Source organism: Mesorhizobium sp. M0340, assembly GCF_040321535.1.
Taxonomy (GTDB): domain Bacteria; phylum Pseudomonadota; class Alphaproteobacteria; order Rhizobiales; family Rhizobiaceae; genus Mesorhizobium.
The window spans coordinates 500,441-522,929 of the sequence record NZ_JAMYRR010000001.1; the positions used below are offsets into that span (position 1 = coordinate 500,441).

Sequence of the window (22,489 nt, forward strand, 5' to 3'; positions counted from 1 at the left end):
TTATTGCACGTCGTAGCCGACTTCCTCGCTGGCGTGGCAGAGTGCCTTCCAGAACGAGCGTGCGAACGAGCGGAACACATAGATATCGAACTGATCGGCCGCGGTGCGCTGGATCTGCGCGAAGACGTCGTGATGCATGGTCGAGCGGCCGGCGCCGATCGGGAAGGCCGGCAGCGCGAAGTCGATGGCGAAGAACTTCGCCAGCACCCACTCGGCCTTCGGCCCGGCGATACGGATCGCGGTGCGGCCGTGCGAAAGGTCGGTGACCGTACCGATGGCCGGAGTGACGACATCGGCAAAGGCCGTCGCCAATCCCTCGGCTTCATCGACAACCGTAAATTTTCCCGGCGCAAAGCCGAACACCGACCTGGCGCCGTTCGTCACACCGCCGCCGGCGCCGTCGGGCAAAGTCAGGCCGGTGACCGTATGGATGCCGGCCATCAACGTCTTCTCCTCGCCGGGCCAGGCGGCGAGCTGCAGAATCGACCCCGGCCTGGTTTCGGAGAGGATGATTTCGCCGCCGTGCTCGAAATCGCCATGCGAGCCCGGATGCAGCACCGGCTCAAGCGGTGATTGGCGTTCAACCATGCATGCGGCTCCCGTCCGGATCGAAGAAATGGTTGGAGACGATCTCGACCGGCCCGAACCGGTTGCGCAACGGGTCGGAAACGTAGGCACGCGAGCCGCGCCGCGCCTTGCCGCCCTTGACCAGGGCAAGCGCGATATATTTGCCGAGCGCCGGCGAATAGCAGCAGGCGGTGATGTGGCCAAGCGAGCCGTGGGGATTGGCTTCGTCAAGCTCCTCGACGATGTGTGCGCCCCCATTGAGCGTCCGGTTGTCGAGCGAAACAATACCGACGAGTTCCAGGCGGTCGGGTGCGATCAGCCCCTCGCGATCCATCATCGCCGAGCCGATGAACGGCTTCTTCTTCGACAGCATCCAGTCGAGATGCAGGTCGCGTGCCGTGGTGCGGCCGTCGATCTCGGCACCGGTGACGTGGCCTTTCTCGATGCGCATGGTGCCCAGCGCCTCCAGCCCGTAGGTCACCAGCCCGAACGGCTTGCCGGCTTCGATGAGCGCCTCCCAGACATGGGTGCCGTAACCGGCGCCGGAATAGACCTCGAAGGCCATTTCGCCGGAGAAGGACAGTCGGCAGACCATCACCGGCACGCCGGCGATTTCGCCGTGGACGATGCCCATGAAGGGCAGGGCGGCATTGTCGACGGCGGTGCCGCTGACGCAAGCAGCCAATATCTGCCTTGCCTTCGGCCCGCCGATGGCGGCACCGGCCCATTGATCGGTTACCGAGGTGACGTGGACCTTCAGCTCCGGCCAGATCACGTCGAGGAAATACTCCAGATGCTGCATCACCTTGCCGGCATTGGCGGTGGTGGTGGTCATCAGGAAATCCTGCTCGCCGAGCCGCCATGTTGTGCCGTCGTCGAAGGCGAGACCGTCCTCTCGCAGCATCAGCCCGTAGCGCGCCTTGCCGACGGCCAGCGTCGAAAACATGTTGGTGTAGACGCGGTCAAGGAATTCCGCCGCGTCCGGGCCTTGCACGGCGATCTTGCCCAGTGTCGAGACGTCGACGATGCCGGCGCTCTCGCGCGTGGCTCTCGCTTCGCGCACATAGGCCTGCTCGATCGTCTCGCCGGGATGGCCGTAGATCATCGGCCGGTACCAGAGGCCGGCCGAATACATGGTGGCGCCGTTGGCGACGTGCCAGTCATGCATCGGCGTCAGCCGCTCGGGCTTCAGATCGCCGAAGCGTTCGGCGGCAAGCGAGCCGATCGATACCGCCGAAAAGGGCGGGCGAAAGCGCGTCGTGCCGACCTGCGGGATCGGCTTGCCCAGCGCCTCGGCCATTATGGCCAGGCCTGGTATGTTGGAACTCTTGCCCTGGTCGGTCGCCATGCCGAGCGTGGTGTAGCGCTTCAGATGCTCGACCGAGACGAAGCCTTCCCGATGCGCCAGCCGCACGTCGTCGGCCGTCACATCATGCTGGAAATCGACGAAGCTCTTTCCACTGGCCCTGATCTCGAACACCGGCGCCGGATCGGGATCGCCGGGTGCGGCTTCGACAACCGGCAAGGCCGCCGGCGCGCCGGTTCCGCCCGTCGCGGAAAAACCGGCGGCGCGGCCTTCGGCGATCGCCTCGGCGGTGGACAAACTGCCGGTGAAGGCGCCGGCGCCGATCCATTGCCGTGTTGTAGGTTTCGGCGGCAGGAACGCTTGCAACGTTTCGTTCCATTCCGCCTTGGCGCCGGCCTGGCTGGCCAGATGGATGGTCGGCGACCAGCCGCCCGACATAAGCAGGCAATCGGCGTGGATGCTGCGCGCATCGCCGGAAAGCGCGCCACTCGCCATATCGAAGCGCTGCACCTTGAAGCCGGACAGCGCCTTGCCGCCCTCGGTGGCGATCACCGCGTGGCCAGAAAAGATCTCGGCCTCGGTTTCGCCGGCCAGCTTGCCCATCTCGCTCGAAAGCTCAGGGCGTACGTCGACGATGGCGACGACCACGGCGCCGGCCTTCTTCAGCGCCAGGGCCGCGCGATAGGCGCTGTCATTGTTGGTGAACAGCCCGATCCTGTCGCCGGGCAGCACGCCATATTCATTGGCAAAACGCTCGGCCGCATGCGCCAGCATCACGCCTGGTCGATCATTGCCCGGAAAGACCAGCGGACGCTCCAGGGAGCCGGTGGCCAGCACCACCGACTTGGCGCGGATTGTCCAGTAGCGATGGCGGGGTTCGCCCTTGCCGGGCGTTTCCTTGTGGTCGGTGACGCGTTCGAGCGCAGCAAGCGTGTTGCCGTCATAATAGCCCCAGACCGTGGTGCGCGGCAGCAGGCGGACATTGTCACGGCCTTCGAGCTGGCCAGCGGCGCGCCCCGCCCAGTCGGCGGCCGGCATGCCATCGATCGTCTCGCCCGACCAATTGGCCGAGCCGCCGAAATGCGGCTCGAGCTCGGCCAGGATGACGCGTGCACCCTGATCGGAAGCAGCCCTGGCGGCCATCAGCCCGGCCGGGCCGGAGCCGACTACCAACACATCGCAAAACGCATTCATGCGTTCGTAGCGCGCCGTATCGGGAGCCGTGCCTGCCTTGCCCAGGCCGGCGGCACGGCGGATGAAATGCTCACAGAACATCCAGAAGCGCGTGCCCTTCAGCGGACCGATCACCGGTCCCATGAAGGTCTTGTAGTAGAAGCCGGCCGACAAAAGCGTGCCGCCGAGCTGGTTCACGGCACTGACGTCCCAGGCAAGTGAGGGGAAACGGTTCTGGCTGATTGCGGTCAGCCCGTCATAGATCTCGACCATGGTGGCGGGAATGTTCGGCTCGCGAACCTCGCCCCGCAACACGGTGACCAGCGCGTTAGGCTCCTCGACGCCGGCGGTCAGCACGCCGCGGGGACGGTGATATTTGAACGAACGCCCGAACAGGGTGACGCCGTTGGCCAGCAGCGCCGAAGCCAGCGTGTCGCCGGCGTGGCCGGTATAGGGCGCGCCGTCGAAGGTGAAACGAATGGTCCGCAGCCGGTCTATGAGGCCGCCGGCCTCGGTACGGCGCGGGCTCATGGCTTGTCCTCGGCCCGGTGCCGCGCAACCGAATTGTGATCGCCGCGCGCGAACGCGGTGCTGGAGATCTCGTGCGTCAGCGTGTTGCGCACGACCCTGAGATGGGCGCGGCAGCCGCCGGAATGCTGCCAGATCTCATTGTGGTCACCGGCCGGGTTCAGCCGGTCGTAGACATAAGCGTTCCAGGCGTCGAGATTCTGCGAGGCGGGCTGTGGGCGCTGGCGATTGCCGTCGCCCTGATAGGTGAATTCGATCACGTCGCGCGGGCCGCAATAGGGGCAGGTGATGAGCATGGATCTCTTAAACTTCTCGTTTGACCATGATCTTGTCCGAAAACCGGTTTCCACCTTTTGCTGACGCGGACCTGCGGTTCGGGATCATGGCCTAATGCAGCCGGGGCGTGGCGCCCTGGCCCTTGTCGTCGATCACCAGGCCACGGTAGAAGCGGTCGAGCGTGAAGGCCGCGTTGAGATCGTGTGGCTCGTCCTTGGCAATGGTCCAGGCAAAGCACCAGCCGGAAGCCGGCGTCGCCTTGAAGCCGCCATAGCACCAGCCGCAGTTGAGATACATGCCCGGCAGCGGACCGGTGGTGATGATTGGCGAACCGTCCATAGACATGTCGCAGACGCCGCCCCATGAGCGCAGCATGCGGACACGGGCCAGCCCAGGGAACAGCGCCAGCATCTCGCTCATCACCTCATCGACGATCGGCAGGCTGCCGCGTTGGGCGTAGCTGTTGTAGCCGTCGAGATCGCCGCCATAGACAAGGCCGCCCTTGTCCGATTGCGACATATAAAAATGGCCCATGCCGAAGGTCAGGACCGTATCGATGAACGGCTTTAGCGATTCCGTGACGAAGGCCTGCAGCACGTGGCTCTCGATCGGCATCGTCTCGATGCCGGCGAGCCGCATGACTTGCCCAGTGCTGCCGGCCACTGCGACGGCTACCTTCTTGGCGCGGATTTCGCCGCGCGTCGTCGCGACGCCGGTGATACGGTCGCCGTCGCGCAGGAAGCCGGTGACCTCGCAGTTTTCGATGATGTCGACGCCGCGACGATCTGCACCGCGCGCATAACCCCAGGCGACGGCGTCGTGGCGGGCGGTGCCGGCGCGCCGCTGCATCAGGCCGCCGACAATCGGGAAGCGCGCGGTGGCCGAGACGTCCAGTGCCGGCACCAGGCGGGCGATCTCCGCCGTAGTCATCAGTTCGGCGTCGACGCCGAGATGGCGCATGGCGTTGCCGCGCCGGGCATAGTCGTCGAGCTGGGCAGGTGTGTGGGCGAGATTCAGGCAGCCGCGCTGCGAGAACATGACGTTGTAGTTGAGGTCGTGGGCCAGGTTCTCCCACAGCTTCATCGAATGCTCGTAAAAGCGCGTGTTGGCCGGCAGGAGATAATTGGAACGGACCGCCGTGGTGTTGCGACCGACATTGCCGGAGCCGAGCCAGCCCTTCTCCAGCACCGCGACATTGGTGATGCCGTGCTCCTTGGCTAGGTAGTAAGCGGTCGACAGGCCATGGCCGCCGCCGCCGATGACGATCACGTCATAGGACGCCTTCGGGTCGGGCTTGCGCCAGGCCGGCCTCCAGTCCTTGTTTCCGGTCAGCGCGTTTTTGAGAAGCGAAAAGGCCGAATATTCCGCCATTCTTATTGTCATCCATTTCAGGCTTGGCGGCAGACTATAGAGCAGGTGGCCAACGCAAAGCCAAGATTGCGCCATCGCTTTTCGACTCCCCGACTTCGATTGACCGACTCCGATTGGCCGAGTTCGATTGGCCGACTTCGAAAAACGAGACGCCTGGGATGACTTGCCCCGTGATATGAGCCTCTTTATCAAGGACGTGCTTCAAAACTGCCGATGCCGCCCGCGAGTCGCCAGAAAAAAACATGTTCTTTCGTTTACTCCGCCTGGTCTTGATTCTTGCGCTTGTCGTCTCGGCGCCGCCGTCGTTCGTTGCAATGGCGCAGGCACTCGGGCAGGGCGCCGCCGGGTTGATCGCAGACCAGCAGAAGGTCATCCAGAGTCTGACGGCCAAAACCGACGGTCTCGAGAAGAAGATACAGCAGGACGGCCAAGACGATGCCACCCTGGTGGAAATCCGTCTGCAATTGGAGGATCTGTCGCGGGCGGCGCTCACCAGCGCGCTAGCGTTCCGCTCGCGTCTCGGCGATATTAACGATAGGATTGAGGTGCTGGGACCTCCGCCGGCCGCGGGCCAGCCGGCCGAGCCAGACATCGTAACCGGTGAACGCCAGGCCTTGGCTTCCGAAAAAGCCGAGATCAACGCCGTTATTGCCAGCGCGCAGAACCTGTCGATCCGCATCAGTGGGCTGATCGAGAAGATCGGCAACATGCGCAGCGAGCTGTTTCGCAATGTGCTTACCAAGCGCTACGTGCTGTCCGATGCGCTCAGCCCCGAAGTCTTTTCCGACGCCAACGCTGAGTTTTCCGGCTTCTATAAGGCGGTCTCGTCCTGGCTGAGCTTCGCCTTCAAGTTCAAGTTCCAGGCCATTCTTGCCGCGACTTTGATGGCGCTCGCATTCGCTGCAGTGCTTTTTATCGGCGGCCGACGCCTGTTCGGCCGCGTCTTCGAAGCGGATCCCTCCGTCGAGGACCCCTCCTATCTCAGCCGGCTGTCGGTGGCGTTCTGGTCGACATTGCTGCCGACGCTGGCGGTCGGCGCCTTCCTTGTCTCGACGATCTTCTTCTTCAATTATTACAACGTTTTACGCGGTGACATCGGCATCTTCCTGAATTCGCTGGTTGCCGTTGTCGCGGTGGTGTTCTGCGTCAACCGCCTGACCAACGCAGCGCTCGAGCCCCGACTGCCGAACTGGCGTCTGATCCCGGTCGAAACCGGCCCGGCGCGCTGGCTGGTGCGGCTGACGACCGCTATGGCCGTCGCCATCGGCATCAACTATTTCCTGTCGGTCGTGAACGACAAGATGGGCTCGCCACTGTCGCTGACCATCGCCAGAAGCTTCATCGCCACCATCATCGTCGGCATCATCCTGATCCTGATGGGTTTGCTGAAGCCGTTCAAGGCTCCCGACGGAAGCTGGCGCCCATGGCCGGCGTGGCTGCGCTACACCGCCATCGCGCTAGGCCTTTTCACCATCGCATCGGCACTGCTTGGCTATATCGGCCTTGCAATTTTCGTCTCGCTGCAGGTCGTAGTCACCGGCACGATCCTGGTCACCGCCTATATCGGTTTCCTGTCGGCGCGGGCGATCGGCGAGGAAGGCGGGTTCGCCAAAACTTCGATCGGGCGCTGGCTAGCGGCCAATTCAAGCTACGAAGAGACCGCCCTCGACCAGCTCGGGCTTGTCGTCAGCGCCGCCATCAACATCATGATTGTGCTGGTGTTCCTGCCGCTGATCCTGTTGATGTGGGGTTTCCAGCCCGGCGACATCCAGGCCTGGGCCTACAAGCTGGCGACCGGCCTCACCATCGGTTCGGTGACGATCTCGGTCACCGGCATTCTCACCGGCGTCGTCGTCTTCATTATCGGCTATTTCCTCACGCGCTGGTTCCAGGGCTGGCTCGACGGCTCGGTGATGGCGCGCGGCCGGGTCGACACCGGCGTGCGCAATTCGATCCGGCTGGCGGTCGGTTATGCCGGCGTCGCGGTCGCGGCACTAGTCGGCATCTCGGCGGCCGGTATCGACCTCTCCAATCTCGCGCTGGTCGCCGGCGCCCTGTCCCTCGGCATCGGTTTCGGCCTGCAGAATGTCGTCTCGAATTTCGTGTCGGGCCTGATCCTGCTGGCCGAGCGGCCGTTCAAGGTCGGCGACTGGATCGTCGCCGGCGACATCAGCGGCACGGTCAAGAAGATCAGCGTGCGCGCCACCGAGATCGAAACGTTCCAACGGCAATCGGTGATCCTGCCCAATTCAAACCTGATCAACAATGCGGTCGGCAACTGGACGCACCGCAACAAGCTCGGCCGCATCGACATCAAGGTCGGCGTTGCCTATGGCAGCGACGTCAAGCACGTGCATGGCGTCCTGCTGGAGATCGCACGCAGCCATCCGCTGGTGCTGAAGAACCCGGAACCCTTTGTGTTGTTTTCCAATTTCGGCCCGGCTGCGCTCGAATTCGAGATCCGCGTGTTCCTGGCAGACGTTCTTAGTGGCAATATCGTCCAGAACGACATCCGCTTTGGCATCTTCGATGTGTTCGCCGACCAGCATATCGAAATTCCGTCGACACCGCGCGCCGTCGTCGAGACCAAAAAGCACGAGGCCTGGCCGATCGACGACGACAAGATCGAAGTCGAATTCGCCGAACGGGAACAAGCAAAAGCTCTAGCGGCGGTCGAGGCGAAACGTCTCGCCAAGTCGGGACGCAAGGTACGCAAGCCCGATCCTGACTAGCGTTTGGAGCTTGCCTTCAAGCTTCGGAAATCAATTGCGGCATGAATGCGGCATTCAGTTGCTGTTCAGCTTGCATTGCATATAAGCTCACCTGCAAACGGCGAGAATGCCTTGCGAAATGCAACAGAGGCGGTGGCAACACCGATACTGCAAAATGTGGAAGTCTCTCGTCGCCGCCATCGCTTTTCTGGCCGTGGGCGGTTCGGCCCATGCCGCCAGCGCGGTCAACAAGGACGCCGAGACCCGCACGCTGATCGTGACGGAAGGCGACGGCAAGACCGAGCTGGCGCTGGCCGCCGGCGAAACCGTGGAATTTTGCCCGAGCGGCTGTTTTGTTACCTTGCCGAATGGCGACCTCGAGGCGCTGACGGGTTCGGAGACCGTCGAGATCTCGGGCGGCGTCGCGCGCATCAAGTAAAGTCGACGCCATGATTTTTGAAGGCCGGGCGTTTGCCCGGCCTTTTATTTACTTCCAGTAATCGGCGATGAAGGTATTCACTTTTCTTCGAAGCTGCGCAGAACGGGCTATAGCAGCGCTTTCGTACCGAACAGAGTGAAGGCGTAGGTCCAACTGCATTCGACGAGCTGGTGGCGCGGGCTTTTTTGGCGATGTCGCAAACAGGCTGCAAGCGCGCCGCCGCGCCGACCTATAGTCTGCTCGCAATAGCATCTTGGAGTCGCGGGCAATGGCAGGGTTTCCGGAAAAGGCGAAGGTCGTCATCGTCGGGCTGGGCGGCATCGTCGGCGCATCGGTCGCCCATCACCTGATCGAGCGCGGATGGGACGATATTGTCGGCATCGACAAATCGGGCATCCCGACGGATATCGGCTCGACGGCGCACGCCTCCGACTTCTGCTACACGACCAGCCATGATTTCCTGTCGTGCTGGACGACGCTCTATTCCATCGATTTCTACGAAAAGATGGGTCATTACGCCCGCATCGGCGGCCTCGAGGTCGCACGCGTCGGCGACGACGCCCGCATGGCGGAAATCAAGCGCAAGATCGCCTCGGCGAAGGCCTTCGGCACACGCGCCCGCCTGATCGATCCCGCCGAGATCAAGGAAAAATTCCCGCTGATCGAAGAACAGATGGTACAGGGCGGCCTGTGGGATCCCGATGCCGGCCTTGTCATCCCGCGTTCGCAGACAGTCGCCGGCAAGCTGGTCGACCAGGCGGAAGCCTCGGGCAAACTCAAGGCGTTTGCCAACACCTCGGCCAGGTCGCTCGTCATCGAGAACGGCCGCATCAAGGGCGTGGTGACCGAACGCGGCACCATCCAGGCCGACTACGTCGTGGTCTGCACGGGCATCTGGGGGCGGCTGATCGCGGAAATGGCGGGCGAGGACCTGCCGGTCATGCCGATCGACCACCCGCTCACCTTCTTCGGGCCGTACACCGAGTTCGCCGGCACCGGCAAGGAGATCGGCTGGCCGCTGCTGCGCGACCAGGGTAATTCGGCCTATATGCGCGATACCGGCGATCCCAAGACCGCCGAAGGCGGGCAGATCGAATGGGGTTATTACGAAGAGACCAATCCGCGCCTTTGCCATCCGCGCGATATTCTCGAGAAAAACGAGGCGCGGCTTTCGCCGTCGCAACGCGATCTCGACATGGAGCAGATCCTGGCGCCGCTCGAGCGCGCCATGGAACTGACGCCGATCCTGGGTGAGCTAGGCTACAATGAGAGCCACTCCTTCAACGGCCTGCTGCAGGTGACGGCGGACGGCGGGCCGTCGATGGGCGAAAGCCAGAAGGTGAGGGGCCTCTGGTATGCCGTGGCGATCTGGGTCAAGGACGGCCCCGGCATGGGCAAGCTCATCGCCGACTGGATGACGGACGGCCGCACGGCGATCGACCATCACGCCATCGACTATTCGCGCTTCTATCCGCACCAGACGAAAGAGCAGTTCATCTGGGACCGCTGCACTGAAACGGCGATGAAGGTCTACAATCCGGCGGTCCATCCGCGCGAGCCCTTCTCCAAGGCTCGCAATGTCCGCCGCTCGCCGTTCTGGGAGCGCGAGAAGGAACTCGGCGGCTATTTCATGGAGCTCGGCGGCTGGGAGCGCGCCCATGGCTACGCCGCCAACGAGCATCTGCTCGAGAAATACGGCAACCGGGTGCCGGTGCGCCAAAACGAATGGGATAACCGCCACTTCTGGCGCGTCTCGAACGCCGAGCATCTCGCGATGAGCGAGGATTGCGGCATCGTCAACCTGTCGCATTTCGCCATGTACGACGTCGAAGGCCCGGACCATGTCGCGCTGATGGAATGGCTGTGCGCCGCCAAGATCGGCGGTGACGGCAATATCGGCAAGGGCATCTATACCCATTTCCTCGACGAGGAAGGCATGGTGCGCGCCGACCTGACCGTCATCCGCATGGCCGACCGCTGCCGCGTCATCGACGGCGCCGATGCCGGACCGCGCGACTTCCAGTACATGCGCCGGACGGCAGAAGACAAAGGCTTCGACGTTACCGTCACCGACGTGACCGAGAAGTACGTGACCATCGGCATCTGGGGTCCGAACGCGCGGGCGACATTGAGCAAGTGCGTGGAAAACCCCGACGGGCTGACGCCGGAGAATTTTCCCTTTGCCGCGATCAAGCCCGTCAGGATCGCCGGCAAGGACGTGACCGCCTTCCGCATCTCCTATGTCGGCGAGCAAGGCTGGGAACTGCACATGCGCTACGAGGACGGCCTCGCTGTCTGGGACGCGCTGCGGTCGACCGGCGTGATGGCCTTTGGCGTCGAGACCTATGCCAACAGCCGCCGTATGGAGAAGAGCCTGCGTCTGCAAAACGCGGATCTGTTGACCGAATATAATCTGCTGGAAGCCGACCTTGCCCGACCGAAGGTCAAGGAGGCCGATTTCTGCGGCAAGGCAAAGCATCTGGAATATCGCGCCCGGGTGCACCAGCCGGCCATGCTTTGCACGCTTATCATGACGGACAATACCGATTCCAACGGCGTTCCCCGCTATCCGGTCGGCACGATGCCGGTGATGGACCCCCAAACCGGTGAGACGCTCGTCGACGAGCTCGGCCGCCGCTCCTTCACGACCTCGGTGGCCTATGGTCCGACCCTCGGCAAGAACATCGCGCTCGCCTACCTCCCCTGGGCGTATTGCCAGGAGGGCCGCAAGCTGAGCGTCGAATATTTCGGCGAGAAATACCCAGTCGAAGTGGCCGCCGTCGGCTACAGGCCGCTCTACGACCCGGAGAACCTCAATCCGCGCAGCTAAGCATAGGGACGGTCGCAAAAATGTGACCGAATGAGCCCGGCTCTTCACCGGGCTTTCTCTTTGTCGATCGGCGATTTTCGCTTAACGTGCGGCATGTCTGGTTTTGCCCGTGCAAGACATTTCGTCTCGGGTGCCGCCGCGCTGGCGTCGGTGCTATGGCTAACGGCAAACTCCCGCGCCGCCGAGGCGGTCGATGTCGAACTGGTGCTGGCAGTCGACGTTTCGCTGTCCATGTCGCCCGACGAGCTCGAAATCCAGCGTCATGGCTATGCGGCGGCGCTGACGCACGACGATGTGCTGCAGGCAATCGGCGAAGGCGCTCATGGCAAGATTGCCGTCACGTATGTCGAATGGGCTGGCGCGACCTGGCAGCAGGTCGTCGTGCCGTGGACGGTGATCGCCAATCGTGCCGACGCCGAGCGGCTGGCAGCGCAGCTTTCCGCTCATCCGCCGGCCAGTGCCAGGCGCACCTCGATCTCCGGCGCGCTGGAATTCGCCAGCGATCTCTTTGCCGAAAGCGGCTTCCAGGGCGTCAAGCGGGTGATCGACATTTCGGGTGACGGCCCCAACAACCAGGGCGCACCTGTCGATATCACCCGCGACGCCGTGATCAAGCAAGGCATCACCGTCAACGGCCTGCCGCTGATGACCAGGGGCGGGTTCACCAGCGCCTACGATGTCAACAATCTCGACCGCTACTACAGCGACTGCGTCATCGGCGGGCCGGGCTCCTTCATGATCCCGGTCAATGACTGGACGCAGTTTCCGGAGGCCATCCGCCGCAAGCTGGTGCTGGAGCTTGCCGGTCCGGCCTCGCCGCGGCGAGCGGCGGAAGAGGCGGCGCATCCGCCATTGGTGCTGGCACAGGACATCCCCGTCACCGACTGCCTGGTCGGCGAAAAAATGTGGCGCGACCGCAGCTGGATATACAACACCCGCTAATGGCGAAGTTTGCTGCCGGTGATGACATACCGCAGTGCAGCATCTGCTTCATTGACAAGCCTGTGCGCGTCTGTGACACAATTCTCCATCCGAACAAAAAAGGGGAACCGACATGAACAGGATCGGAATTCTTGCAGCAAGCTTGACGCTTACCGTCGGATTGTCCGTGCCGGCCACCGCCGCTACATCGGTCAGCATCGGCATCAGCGGATGGACGGGCTTTGCGCCGCTGACGCTCGCCAAGCAGGCCGGCATCTTCGAAAAGCACGGCCTCGACGTCACCTTGAAGAAGGTGCCGCAAGCCAGCCGGCCCCTCGCCATCGCCAGCGGCGACCTGCAATGCGCCGCCACTACGGTCGAGACCTGGCTGGTCTGGAACGCTAACGGCGTGACGACCAAGCAGATATTCCAGCTCGACAAGTCCTACGGCGCCGACGGCATCGTCGCCCGCAACGACATCAAGACCGTCGCCGATCTCAAGGGTAAGTCGGTCGCGTCCTCGGCGCCGGGCACGTCGCCCTATTTCATGCTGGCCTGGGTGCTCAACAAGAACGGCATGTCGACCAAGGACGTGACGGTCGTCAACCTGGAGCCGGACGCGGCGGCGCAGGCGTTTCTCGCCGGACAGAACGATGCGGCGGTCACCTATGAGCCGTTCATCTCGGCGGTGCGCGAAAAGTCCGACCAGGGCCATATCCTTGTGACCACTCTCGATTATCCGATGGTGCTCGACACGGTCGGCTGCACGCCGGAGTTCCTCAAGGCCAATCCGGATGCGGCCAAGGCGCTTGCCGACAGCTATTTCGAGGCACTTGACCTGATCAAGAGCGACCCGGCGAAATCCTATGAGACGATGGGCGCCGACGTGAAGCAGTCGGCCAAGGAGTTCGAAGAGTCGGCAAAATACCTGAAATGGGCCGACAAGTCTGAAAACAAGCAGTTCTTCACCAAGGAATTCCAGGACTTTTCCAAGACCGCCGGCGAGCTTCTGCTGCAGATGGGCTTGATCAAGGAAGCGCCCGACGTATCGACATTGGCCGACACCAGCGCCGTCGCCGACTAACCGGCAGGATTGTCGCCCGGCGGCGGCGCGTGCGCCGCCGCTTTTTCATTCCGATCAGAGGACGGTCGAAGATGCTGCGCCCCTTGCATCCGGTCTCGCCGGGCATTCGAACCGTGCTCGGCATTTCGTTCTTCGTGCTGTTCGTGGCGTTCTGGGCGTGGATCACGCTTGGCGGCCACGTCAATCGCATTTTCCTTGCCGATCCGCTGTCGATGGTGAGAGACGGTTGGCGGCTGCTGGTCGAGGACCGCTTCTGGCTCGACATCCTTATCACCATCTGGCGCGTCTTCGGCGGGTTCCTGATGGCGGCCATCGTTGCCGTGCCGCTCGGCATCGTGATGGGTGCCTGGAAGCCCGTGGAGGCGTTCCTGGAGCCGTTCGTCTCCTTCGCCCGCTATCTGCCGGCATCAGCCTTCATTCCGCTGCTCATCCTGTGGGCGGGCGTTGGCGAGCTCGAAAAACTGCTGGTGATCTTCGTCGGCTCGGTGTTCCAGATCATCCTGATCATCGCGGTCAAGGTCGGCGGCACACGGCGCGACCTGGTCGAGGCGGCCTACACGCTTGGCTCGTCCGACAACGGCATCGTGCGGCGCGTGATCATGCCGGCCAATGCGCCGGAGATTGCCGAGACCCTGCGGCTGGTGCTCGGCTGGGCCTGGACCTATGTCATCGTCGCCGAGCTGATCGGCTCGTCGTCGGGCATCGGCTACATGATCATCAACAGCCAGTCGCGGCTGGCGACAGGGCAGATCATCTTCGGCATCATCGTCATCGGCCTGATCGGGCTGTTGTCCGATTTCGCCTTCAAGGCGCTCAACCGTTGGCTGTTTCCATGGAGCCTGGCGTGAGCAAGCTGCTCATCGAAGGCGTCTCGCGCACCTTCACTGGTGTCGGCGGTGGGCAGCCGGTCAAGGCGCTGATGCCGATCGATCTGGCGGTCGCCGCCAACGACTTCATCACCATCCTGGGGCCATCCGGCTGTGGAAAGTCGACGCTGCTCAGGATCGTCGCCGGCCTCGAAGCGCCGAGTGGGGGACGTGTTATGCTCGACGGCAGGGTGGTGGACCGGCCCGGTCCAGACCGCGGCATGGTTTTCCAGTCCTATACGCTGTTTCCGTGGCTGACGGTCGCCGAGAACATCGGCTTCGGCCTGCGCGAACGTGGAATGGCCGAGCACGAGCGCAACGAAATCGTCGCTTCTTACGTCGATCTCGTCGGGCTGAGAGGTTTTGAAAACCATTGGCCGAAGCAGCTTTCCGGCGGCATGCAGCAGCGCACCGCGATTGCCAGGGCACTGGCCAACGATCCGGAGATCCTGCTGCTCGACGAGCCGTTCGGCGCACTCGACAACCAGACCCGAGGGCTGATGCAGGAGCTGCTTCTCGGCATATGGGAGCGCCGGCAAAAAACGGTGCTGTTCGTCACCCACGACATCGAAGAGGCGATCTTCATGGCGTCGCGCGTGGTGGTGATGACGGCGCGGCCCGGCCGCATCAAGTCGGACGTTGCCGTCGACCTGCCGCATCCGCGCCACTACACGCTGAAGACCAGCCCGGAATTTTCGGCGCTGAAGGCGCGGCTGACGGAAGACATCCGCGTCGAGGCGATGCGCACGGCGCAGATATAGTCGGGTCAGCAAGGCGCCTGAACGGCTCAGAGACTTCGTAAGTCCTTGATAAGTACGTATAGATGCAGCGGGTCCGTCGGCGATTGCACGAATCCGTAGCGCTCGTAAAACGTGCGGGCGCCGTCGTTCTTGGCGTGGACGACGACCGCGCGGATACCTGCAATATCGGCCGCCTGCAAACAGCGCAGAACGGCATCGCGCAACAGTCCGCCGCCGACGCCTTTGCCTCGCCAGTCCAGACTGACCGCAAGACGCGCCAGCAGCATTACGGGCACCGGATGGCGTGCGAGACCTTTTGTCAATCGCTCGGGCGCACCCTCATATTTAACTTCACCAACGACCAGGGTGTAAAAGCCGATCACATCCTCGCCAGAGAGACCAATGTAGGTCTGCGAAGCATTGGCTTGCTGGTTTTGGAATGCATAGCGTACGAGAAAGCGATTGAGCGGTGCTTCACCGCAGTCGAACATGTCCACCAAATGCTTGCGGGCCAGTTTCTCGATCTGGAATTCGCTCACGCCGGATCGCGACCGGAAAAGATGCTTGGTTCGTTCAATAGGCGCTTGAGGCGGGGGAGATCACGCGTTGGCGCGTCGAGCGCTGCCATGAACGCGACCCATTTCTCGGCGTCGAGATGGAAGCTGCGCCGGTCGGCTAATGTTTCTTCGGCTCGCGCAAGCGCGCTTTCAAGCACGAAATCGCTGAGCGAACGGCGTTCGGTCGCGGCGGCGGTTGCGAGTGTACGCTTTGCCTGGGGGGTAAGGCGCAAGTCCAGTTTTTCCGATCTGGTGGTTCTGGTCGTCATTGATACCTCTCGATTGAAGGATACCACATTTCGCCAGACAATGTCATGACAATTTCGGTCGCCCTCGAAACGTGCTGGATCAAGCCGCCAGAAGCTGCTTGCGGTCGACGCGTTCCTGTTGCGGCGAGCGGGCGTACAACTCGCGATAGCATTTGGAGAAATGCGAGGCGGAAACAAAGCCGCAGGCGACCGCCACTTCGACCACCGGCAACGACGACTGGATCAGCAGGTGCCGGGCGCGGTCGAGGCGGATCTCCAGATAGTAACGGGCAGGGGAGCGCCCCATCTCAGTGCGGAACAGGCGCTCAATCTGCCGGCGAGACAGGTCGACATGGTCAGCGATCTCGATCAGAGAGAGCGGCTCGGAGAGATTGGCCTCCATCAACTCGATAATGGTCAGCACCTTGGAATTCTGCACGCCAAGGCGGGCGCGCAGCGGCAGGCGCTGGCGGTCGGTCGGGCTGCGCACGCGATCGGTCAGCACCTGCTCGCAGACGCGGTTGACGAGGCTTTCGTCGAAATCGTCGCCGATCAGCTTCAGCATCATATCTAGGGCGGCGGTGCCGCCGGCGCAGGTGTAGATGTTCTGGTCGATCTCGAAGAGGTCGGCGAAGACATTGGCCTTGGGGAACGCCTCGGAGAAGCCCGGCAGGTTCTCCCAATGGATGGCGCAGCGCTTGTTGGACAGCAGGCCGGCGGCGGCCAGGATGTGCGCGCCGGTGCAAAGGCCGCCGACGGCAACGCCACGATTGTACTCCTCGCGCAACCAGGCAAAGGCCGATTTGTTCTGGTAGCGCTCGACATTTATGCCGCTGCAGACGATGGCCATGTTCGGCCGGTCCGGTCCGGACATTTTCTTGCGCTCTTCCTCCAGCGACGTGTTGACGGCGCATTCGACGCCGTTCGAGGCGCGCACCGGCTTGCCGTCGATGCTGGCGAGCCGCCAGCGATAGGCTTCATAGCCGAGCATGCGGTTGGCCGAACGCAACGGATCGAGCGCCGTCGCGAAGGCGATCATGGTGAAATCGGGGACCAGGAAGAATACAAACGATCGCCGGATCGGGTGCTTTACGACGTTCACGGGTAGATCCTCACGCTGCAATGGCGCGAACAGGATGTCGCGATCAGCATAGCGACATCAGGAAAAACGTTTCCTGTCAATTGGCTAGATGGCAACGGAGCGACTTTATTTGCGACATGGGTCGCAAATGGGCAATCGCTGTGCGGCGAAGGACGTGACAGGCCGCCGGATCGACCAACGAGCCTACGCAGTCTGCGCACACGAAAACGCCGCCTCGGCAAAAACCAAGGCGGCGCTGGATCGACTTCGAAGCAGCGCTGGGCTGCTTCCGCCAGGATTGCTGTCTCAGGCGACGAAGCCGAGGCGCGCGGCAGCCATGGCCCCGGTCTGGCCGGGCATGGTGTTGGCCAGGCGCTGGCGCTCGAGCGCGGTCGTCAGGTTAATTTCGCGGCGGGCAAAGAGGCGGGCAAAAAGCTTCATGATCATCTCCATTCAGTTGCTCAGACGGGTCGCCTTCGCTTGATGGAGTGGGGCAGCTCGTTTGTTGATGATGATATAGGCTTACGTGAGGGGAAACTAAATCGCAAAAGCGAAGCACTTGATATGAAAAGCGACACGGAATGCGACAAATTTGGGCAACCTGCCCAGGATTTTCGATTATTTACAATGTGTTGATTGCCAGTGCGGGCTGCTATGCGACTTGCTCATATGCGGCATGCGACGGCGACATGGCTCGGGAAAATCATTTTTGAATACAAACAAAAAGGCCTGCCGGGCTGATCTGCGCGGCAGGCCTTCAGCTATTGATACACACGGTTTACTTTGCTCCAGCCCAAGATCCTACACCATGGCGAGTGCCGGTCTTGGCATCGGCAGCTTCGGGCCAGCCGATATCCTTCTGCAGTTCAATCGGCAGCGCGCGGATGGCGCGTTCCGTCTGGTAGCGGGCACGGGCCTCGCTGAACTCGGTCGCGATCCGACCGATGGATGACAGGATAGACATCTCATTCTCCTTCGCGTTGGGCCGGGATTGTCCCGGCGCTTGCAGCGTCAGGCGGTACACCGGGTTTGTTTCAGCTTCATTTCGTGTCGATTGCAGGTCCGTGTCATGGTTGTTTCGGGACCACTTCGATGCGTCCTGCCTTCGATGGAGTTGACTATCCTCCCAAACTGATGTTCAATCAAACGAAATGGAATGATGGTTTGCATCAGAAAAATTGAAGGTCGCTTGCCATGAACGCCCCACTCAATCATCCGCTGCCGCTGCTCGATCTCGACGTTCTGCGCACTTTCGTCGCAATCGCCGAGACCGGCAGCTTCACCACTGCGGCCAATGCGGTCTTCCGCACGCCGTCGGCCGTCTCCATGCAGATCAAGAAGCTGGAGGACATTCTCGGCCGCTCGGTGTTCGCGCGCGACGCCCGTTCGGTGACGCTGACCACTGATGGCGAGATGTTGCTCGGCTATGCGCGCCGGCTGCTGTCGATCAATCGCGAGGTGGTGTCGAAGTTCATCATTCCAGACATTGTCGGGGTGGTGCGGCTCGGCTCGCCGGACGATTATGGCGAACGTGTGCTGCCGCATGTGCTGAAGCGATTCGCACAGTCGCATCCTTCCATCGCGGTCGACGTCACCATCGACCAGAGCGTCAACCTGCGCCGTCGCATGGACGATCGGGCACTCGACATCACGCTGCTCACCAACTCATACAAGACCAGCGCGATCGGCGCCGAAGTACTGCTCACCGAGCCTATCGTCTGGGCCGGTGCCAAGGGGGGCTGTGCGCATCTGCGCGAGCCGCTGCCGGTCTCCTTGTGGGAAGAAGGCTGCGCCTGGCGGGCGGGTGCATTGGAGGCGCTTGGCCGCGAGGGCCGCAACTACCGTATCGCCTATATGAGCGCGCACACGGCCGGCCAGCGCGCCGCGATCATGGCGGATCTTGCAGTCGCGCCGCTGCCGAAATCGTTCCTCGGCAGTGACATGGTCGAGCTGTGCCCGAAGGACGGCATGCCAGACATCGGCACCTACAACCTTGCCATGGTGGTGACGCCGGACGCCAGCGCGCCGGTGAAGGCAGTCGCCGACCATATCCGAGCGACGTTTGAGATGTTCAGGGAAACTGGGAAGTTCTGAGCCAAACTACGACCTGAGCGGCGCAACCAGATCGCGAGGGGTTCCGTCGCGGTCTGCCCTTTGCAGCGACAACTCTCCTGCCTTGGCATGATAACTGTCAGTTTCGTTGGTCAAGAACGCAACGATGCTGTCCCGCGCGCGCCGCGCCTCCGGCATGTCGATCAACGGCCAGACATGGAACATGCCTTGCTCGTGGACGACCTCTATTTCGACGCCGGCCGCGCGCGCCTTTTCCGCGAAGATCAGATTGTCGGGGGTCAGCAGATCGCGTGAACCGGTCAGCAGCAGCGTTTTGGGTAGCACCGACAGGTCGCCGTAAACCGGGCTGATGCGCCAGTCGGTGGGATCTATGCCGGCGCTGTAAAGCCGGATCGCCTCGCGGCCGCCGGCAATGCCCAGCCACGGATCGTTGCGTTCGGCCTCATACATTTCTGGGTTGGCGAGCGACACGTCAAGGCCGGGCGAAATCAGCACGTGGCGCGATGGCAAGGGCAGGCCGTCTTGCGCAGCCATCATGGTCAGCACGACAGCCATGTTTCCGCCGGCGGAATCGCCCATGAAGATGATGTCATTTGCCCTGGTTTCGCCGAACATCTGGCGGTAGACGGCGCCGACCATACCGAACATGGCGTGGAAATCGTGTTCGGGAGCAATGGGATAGATCGGCACGGTGATACCGAACCCGAGGCGGTCGGCCATGTCGGCGATCAGCCGCCAATGATAGGGGGTGATTTCAAAGACGTAAGCGCCGCCGTGCAGGTAGAGAATCCGCCTCCGCTCACCAGCCTTGGGCGAGATCTCGTAGACGGGAAAGCCGTTGATCGTGCGGGTTGTGATCTCCAGGCGCGACCGCAGCGACGCAGGCGGCCGATGGTTTTCCGTCTTGCGCGCATAGGCGATCCAGCGCTGCAGGTTCTCTGGGCTGGAAAACGCCTTCTTACGGCTGTACCTGAGCACGAACGAAACGACGTGGCTTTTGAGACTGGGCATGCAGATACACGGACTTCGGCTGAGCCGACTAAGAGAACCCCCGACTATTTTGAAGATTGTGTCGCCACCAAAAAAGTCAATATTTATGCAATCTCAACACGCTGGTTTGACTCCAACTGGCGATAAAGCGTCCGGTCCATGAAGTCGCTAGCCCACCTGGGCAGCTCAGCGCCGCGGCGGCAATGCGGCGCGCAGCCAATTGCTGGGTGCAGCCGGAGCCGCATTGCGGCCCGGCGAATACCAAGCAGCTTGCATTGTCGATGAAGTTCATCCGCGCTGCATGCCCCAGCCGACCCAAAGCTGGCTTTCGCTTGAACGCGGCGACACCGGCCAGCCAATGTCCTTCTGGATCTCAGGCGGCAAGCTGTTGAGGATGCGCAGCGACTTGCGCGCTTCGCGTGTTTTCTTGAAGGCCGCACCATAGCGGCCGAGGCTTCCGAACATCGACATCTTGATCTCCTTTGGAGCGTTGCGGTGGCCGAAAACTGTTTCTGCCTGCCGTTCGATGCCGGTTAAATGCTCCGCACATGTATCTGGCGGATTTCACGAAAACGCGATTTCGTTTCCAGATCGGCGCGATCTGGAAACATTTGCATACAAATGAAAATGGAAAGGCTGACAGCCTAGCGGAGGCAAGTCATCCCCGCCCGCGCCGCGCGGCGTGGCCTTCGCGCGAACGGCGCCGCGGGGCGGCGTCGCCGGCAATGCCGTCTTCGCTCACCGTCTTGCGCGGCGGCAGTTTCACCGCCGCCGACAGCTTGGGGAACGGGTCGATCTTGTTCGGGAGCGCCATGGCATAAACGAAATGTTCCTGGAATTTCGGCTCCAGCGCCGTCTCGATCTTCTCGATCCTGCTGACGGTTTCCTCGATCTCGCGGCGATAGCCGCGGTTCAAGAGCGCCATGCGGGCACCGGCGCCGGCCGCATTGCCGACGGCCGAGACCTTGTCGAGGTCGCAATCCGGGATCAGGCCCAGCACCATTGCGTATTTCGGGTCGATGAACGAGCCGAAGGCGCCGGCGAAGTGGATGCGGTCGACGTGATCGGTGTGCTGCTTTTCCATCAAAAGCTTGGTGCCGGCATAAAGCGCCGCCTTGGCAAGCTGGATGGCGCGCACGTCGGTCTGGGTAATGGTGATCTTGGGCTCGCCTTCCTTCAGCACATAGGAGAAGGTGCGGCCATTGGCGACGACGCGAGGCGAGTGGGCGCTCAGCGATCCATCGACGACGCCGTCCTCGGAGATGATGCCGGCGAGATACATCTCGGCGACCACCTCGATGATGCCGGAGCCGCAAATACCAGTGACGCCGGTCGCCTGCACGCTGTCGAGGAAGCCCGGCTCGTCGGACCAGAGTTCCGAGCCGATGACGCGGTATTTCGGCTCCAGCGTTTCGGGATCGATACGGACGCGCTCGATTGCACCCGGTGCGGCGCGCTGGCCACCGGAGATTTCCGCACCCTCGAAGGCCGGGCCGGTTGGCGAGGAGGCCGCCACGACCCGCTGGCGATTGCCGAGCACGATCTCGGCATTGGTACCGACATCGACGATCAGCATCATCTCGTCCTGCCGGTGCGGGCCTTCCGACAACGTCACTGCGGCCGCATCAGCGCCGACATGGCCGGCAATGCAAGGCAGCATGTAAAGCCTGGCGCCCTGGTTGAGTTTCAAGCCGATATCCGATGCCTTGATATGAACGGCGCCGGAGACGGCTAGCGCGAAGGGAGCGCCGCCGAGCTCGGTCGGATCGATGCCGAGGAACAGATGATGCATGATCGGATTACCGACGAAAACGGAATCCAGGATATCGTTACGCTGGACGTTGCCTTCGGCGCAGACCTTGTCTACGAGGCCCGAAATGGCCTCGCGCACGGCGACCGTCATGCCTTCGCGGCCGTCCGGGTTCATCATCACGTAAGAGACGCGGCTCATCAGATCCTCGCCGAAGCGGATCTGCGGATTGGAGGTGCCCGACGAGGCGGCGACCCGACCCGACAGCAACGACACCAGATGCATGGCGATCGTGGTCGAGCCGATATCGCAGGCAAGCCCGTACGCCTCGTTCTTCAGGCCAGGCCACAGAGCGATGACCCGCGCGGTCTCGCTGTCGGTGTCCTTGTGGATGGCGGCCGTCGCGGCCCAGTTGCCTTTGCGCAAAATGCCTTGCACCTGCGGCAACAGATGGAAATCGAAATCGAGGCTCTTGAGGCCCCAGTCCTTCATCAGCGCGATCTTCAGACGGTCGAGGTCGCCGAGCGGCTTGTGCATGTCGGGTTCTTCGATCTCGACATAGCACATGCGGATAGCCGCATCGCGGGCGATGACCCTGTTATCGGCGTCCTTGCGGATAGTCTGCGCGTTAATAACGGTGTCCTGCGGCACGTCGACGACGAGATCGCCGAGGATCTGTGCCGAGCAGGACAGGCGGCGCCGCTCGGGGAGCCCGCGAACGCGCTCGTAGCGCTCTTCCTTGGCGCCCTTGGGCGAGAGGTGATCGTTGGAGGAGACGATCTTGTGCTTGGCGAAATTGCCTTCCTGCACCTCGATCTGGCAACGCCCGCAAGTGGCACGCCCGCCGCACACGCTCTCGACGTAGACACCAAGCTGGCGCGCGGCATCCAGAACCGGCGTGCCGACCGGAAACCGCCCGCGCTTGCCCGACGGCATGAACAGCACGAGCGGATCAGTGATGTTGACGGGAGAGTTCAT

The 22,489-nt window shown here is 62.4% G+C and carries 21 protein-coding genes; 8 read left to right on the forward strand and 13 right to left on the reverse strand.

Going from position 1 to position 22,489, the window contains the following annotated elements; genetic code table 11:
* From NKI79_RS02540 to NKI79_RS02555, 4 genes are all read right to left on the reverse strand, one after another.
* On the reverse strand, positions 1-588 hold the full coding sequence (locus NKI79_RS02540; protein WP_352799673.1) for a sarcosine oxidase subunit gamma: 588 nt from the start codon (positions 586-588) through the stop codon (positions 1-3).
* Entirely contained in the window at positions 581-3,577 is a 2,997-nt protein-coding gene (locus NKI79_RS02545; protein ID WP_352799675.1) for a sarcosine oxidase subunit alpha, read from the reverse strand. The genes NKI79_RS02540 and NKI79_RS02545 overlap by 8 nt, the downstream gene beginning before the upstream one ends.
* Complete coding sequence (locus NKI79_RS02550; RefSeq protein ID WP_023676536.1) at positions 3,574-3,870, reverse strand: sarcosine oxidase subunit delta; 297 nt, start codon at positions 3,868-3,870, stop codon at positions 3,574-3,576. Before NKI79_RS02550 ends, NKI79_RS02545 begins: the two co-directional genes overlap by 4 nt.
* A gap of 91 nt (positions 3,871-3,961) precedes the next feature.
* Positions 3,962-5,221: a sarcosine oxidase subunit beta gene (locus NKI79_RS02555; protein WP_352799676.1), complete on the reverse strand. Its 1,260-nt coding sequence runs from the start codon at positions 5,219-5,221 to the stop codon at positions 3,962-3,964.
* A 242-nt stretch (positions 5,222-5,463) separates the two neighbouring features.
* Here NKI79_RS02555 and NKI79_RS02560 point away from each other — a divergent pair, with 242 nt between their 5' ends.
* From NKI79_RS02560 to NKI79_RS02590, 7 genes are all read left to right on the forward strand, one after another.
* The gene (locus NKI79_RS02560; protein WP_352799678.1) at positions 5,464-7,953 is read left to right on the forward strand and encodes a mechanosensitive ion channel family protein; all 2,490 of its coding nucleotides are present in this window, start codon (positions 5,464-5,466) and stop codon (positions 7,951-7,953) included.
* A gap of 154 nt (positions 7,954-8,107) precedes the next feature.
* Positions 8,108-8,371, forward strand: coding sequence for a hypothetical protein (locus NKI79_RS02565; RefSeq protein ID WP_352799679.1), 264 nt, complete (start codon positions 8,108-8,110; stop codon positions 8,369-8,371).
* Positions 8,372-8,639: 268 nt separating this feature from the next.
* Positions 8,640-11,201: a GcvT family protein gene (locus NKI79_RS02570; RefSeq protein WP_352799681.1), complete on the forward strand. Its 2,562-nt coding sequence runs from the start codon at positions 8,640-8,642 to the stop codon at positions 11,199-11,201.
* A gap of 93 nt (positions 11,202-11,294) precedes the next feature.
* Positions 11,295-12,143, forward strand: a complete 849-nt coding sequence (locus NKI79_RS02575; RefSeq protein ID WP_352799683.1) for a DUF1194 domain-containing protein — start codon at positions 11,295-11,297, stop codon at positions 12,141-12,143.
* A gap of 112 nt (positions 12,144-12,255) precedes the next feature.
* Positions 12,256-13,206 (forward strand): ABC transporter substrate-binding protein, encoded by a 951-nt coding sequence (locus tag NKI79_RS02580; protein ID WP_352799685.1) that lies wholly within the window; start codon positions 12,256-12,258, stop codon positions 13,204-13,206.
* 71 nt (positions 13,207-13,277) lie between these two features.
* Complete coding sequence (locus tag NKI79_RS02585) at positions 13,278-14,054, forward strand: ABC transporter permease (RefSeq protein WP_352799687.1); 777 nt, start codon at positions 13,278-13,280, stop codon at positions 14,052-14,054.
* Positions 14,051-14,833: an ABC transporter ATP-binding protein gene (locus NKI79_RS02590; RefSeq protein ID WP_352799689.1), complete on the forward strand. Its 783-nt coding sequence runs from the start codon at positions 14,051-14,053 to the stop codon at positions 14,831-14,833. Before NKI79_RS02585 ends, NKI79_RS02590 begins: the two co-directional genes overlap by 4 nt.
* A gap of 26 nt (positions 14,834-14,859) precedes the next feature.
* On the opposite strand, the gene NKI79_RS02595 is transcribed toward NKI79_RS02590, so the two are convergent.
* From NKI79_RS02595 to NKI79_RS02615, 5 genes are all read right to left on the reverse strand, one after another.
* Complete coding sequence (locus NKI79_RS02595) at positions 14,860-15,351, reverse strand: GNAT family N-acetyltransferase (protein WP_352799690.1); 492 nt, start codon at positions 15,349-15,351, stop codon at positions 14,860-14,862.
* Positions 15,348-15,638, reverse strand: coding sequence for a type II toxin-antitoxin system TacA family antitoxin (locus NKI79_RS02600; protein ID WP_352477597.1), 291 nt, complete (start codon positions 15,636-15,638; stop codon positions 15,348-15,350). The genes NKI79_RS02595 and NKI79_RS02600 overlap by 4 nt, the downstream gene beginning before the upstream one ends.
* A gap of 79 nt (positions 15,639-15,717) precedes the next feature.
* Complete coding sequence (locus tag NKI79_RS02605) at positions 15,718-16,656, reverse strand: GlxA family transcriptional regulator (protein WP_302895626.1); 939 nt, start codon at positions 16,654-16,656, stop codon at positions 15,718-15,720.
* A gap of 348 nt (positions 16,657-17,004) precedes the next feature.
* A complete protein-coding gene (locus NKI79_RS02610) occupies positions 17,005-17,139 on the reverse strand; it encodes a hypothetical protein (RefSeq protein ID WP_352799691.1) in 135 nt (44 codons plus the stop codon).
* A 337-nt stretch (positions 17,140-17,476) separates the two neighbouring features.
* Positions 17,477-17,662: a hypothetical protein gene (locus NKI79_RS02615; RefSeq protein ID WP_023719925.1), complete on the reverse strand. Its 186-nt coding sequence runs from the start codon at positions 17,660-17,662 to the stop codon at positions 17,477-17,479.
* 230 nt (positions 17,663-17,892) lie between these two features.
* Here NKI79_RS02615 and NKI79_RS02620 point away from each other — a divergent pair, with 230 nt between their 5' ends.
* The gene (locus tag NKI79_RS02620; protein WP_023676521.1) at positions 17,893-18,792 is read left to right on the forward strand and encodes a LysR substrate-binding domain-containing protein; all 900 of its coding nucleotides are present in this window, start codon (positions 17,893-17,895) and stop codon (positions 18,790-18,792) included.
* Between the two features lie 6 nt (positions 18,793-18,798).
* Here NKI79_RS02620 and NKI79_RS02625 read toward each other — a convergent pair whose 3' ends face one another.
* From NKI79_RS02625 to NKI79_RS02640, 4 genes are all read right to left on the reverse strand, one after another.
* Positions 18,799-19,782: an alpha/beta hydrolase gene (locus tag NKI79_RS02625; RefSeq protein ID WP_352799693.1), complete on the reverse strand. Its 984-nt coding sequence runs from the start codon at positions 19,780-19,782 to the stop codon at positions 18,799-18,801.
* Positions 19,783-19,858: 76 nt separating this feature from the next.
* Positions 19,859-20,053 (reverse strand): hypothetical protein, encoded by a 195-nt coding sequence (locus NKI79_RS02630; protein WP_352799695.1) that lies wholly within the window; start codon positions 20,051-20,053, stop codon positions 19,859-19,861.
* Positions 20,050-20,232, reverse strand: coding sequence for a hypothetical protein (locus NKI79_RS02635; RefSeq protein ID WP_352799697.1), 183 nt, complete (start codon positions 20,230-20,232; stop codon positions 20,050-20,052). The genes NKI79_RS02630 and NKI79_RS02635 overlap by 4 nt, the downstream gene beginning before the upstream one ends.
* Positions 20,233-20,419: 187 nt before the next feature.
* Positions 20,420-22,489, reverse strand: a complete 2,070-nt coding sequence (locus NKI79_RS02640; protein ID WP_352799699.1) for an ASKHA domain-containing protein — start codon at positions 22,487-22,489, stop codon at positions 20,420-20,422.

Excerpts from the sequence above, each read along its gene's own strand:
- NKI79_RS02540 (WP_352799673.1), bottom strand. The coding sequence starts at position 588 with ATGGTTGAACGCCAATCACCGCTTGAGCCGGTGCTGCATCCGGGCTCG.
- NKI79_RS02545 (WP_352799675.1), bottom strand. The coding sequence starts at position 3,577 with ATGAGCCCGCGCCGTACCGAGGCCGGCGGCCTCATAGACCGGCTGCGG.
- NKI79_RS02550 (WP_023676536.1), bottom strand. The coding sequence starts at position 3,870 with ATGCTCATCACCTGCCCCTATTGCGGCCCGCGCGACGTGATCGAATTC.
- NKI79_RS02555 (WP_352799676.1), bottom strand. The coding sequence starts at position 5,221 with ATGGCGGAATATTCGGCCTTTTCGCTTCTCAAAAACGCGCTGACCGGA.
- NKI79_RS02560 (WP_352799678.1), top strand. The coding sequence starts at position 5,464 with ATGTTCTTTCGTTTACTCCGCCTGGTCTTGATTCTTGCGCTTGTCGTC.
- NKI79_RS02565 (WP_352799679.1), top strand. The coding sequence starts at position 8,108 with ATGTGGAAGTCTCTCGTCGCCGCCATCGCTTTTCTGGCCGTGGGCGGT.
- NKI79_RS02570 (WP_352799681.1), top strand. The coding sequence starts at position 8,640 with ATGGCAGGGTTTCCGGAAAAGGCGAAGGTCGTCATCGTCGGGCTGGGC.
- NKI79_RS02575 (WP_352799683.1), top strand. The coding sequence starts at position 11,295 with ATGTCTGGTTTTGCCCGTGCAAGACATTTCGTCTCGGGTGCCGCCGCG.
- NKI79_RS02580 (WP_352799685.1), top strand. The coding sequence starts at position 12,256 with ATGAACAGGATCGGAATTCTTGCAGCAAGCTTGACGCTTACCGTCGGA.
- NKI79_RS02585 (WP_352799687.1), top strand. The coding sequence starts at position 13,278 with ATGCTGCGCCCCTTGCATCCGGTCTCGCCGGGCATTCGAACCGTGCTC.
- NKI79_RS02600 (WP_352477597.1), bottom strand. The coding sequence starts at position 15,638 with ATGACGACCAGAACCACCAGATCGGAAAAACTGGACTTGCGCCTTACC.
- NKI79_RS02605 (WP_302895626.1), bottom strand. The coding sequence starts at position 16,656 with ATGATCGCCTTCGCGACGGCGCTCGATCCGTTGCGTTCGGCCAACCGC.
- NKI79_RS02610 (WP_352799691.1), bottom strand. The coding sequence starts at position 17,139 with ATGAAGCTTTTTGCCCGCCTCTTTGCCCGCCGCGAAATTAACCTGACG.
- NKI79_RS02615 (WP_023719925.1), bottom strand. The coding sequence starts at position 17,662 with ATGTCTATCCTGTCATCCATCGGTCGGATCGCGACCGAGTTCAGCGAG.
- NKI79_RS02620 (WP_023676521.1), top strand. The coding sequence starts at position 17,893 with ATGAACGCCCCACTCAATCATCCGCTGCCGCTGCTCGATCTCGACGTT.
- NKI79_RS02625 (WP_352799693.1), bottom strand. The coding sequence starts at position 19,782 with ATGCCCAGTCTCAAAAGCCACGTCGTTTCGTTCGTGCTCAGGTACAGC.
- NKI79_RS02630 (WP_352799695.1), bottom strand. The coding sequence starts at position 20,053 with ATGAACTTCATCGACAATGCAAGCTGCTTGGTATTCGCCGGGCCGCAA.
- NKI79_RS02635 (WP_352799697.1), bottom strand. The coding sequence starts at position 20,232 with ATGTCGATGTTCGGAAGCCTCGGCCGCTATGGTGCGGCCTTCAAGAAA.
- NKI79_RS02640 (WP_352799699.1), bottom strand. The coding sequence starts at position 22,489 with ATGAACTCTCCCGTCAACATCACTGATCCGCTCGTGCTGTTCATGCCG.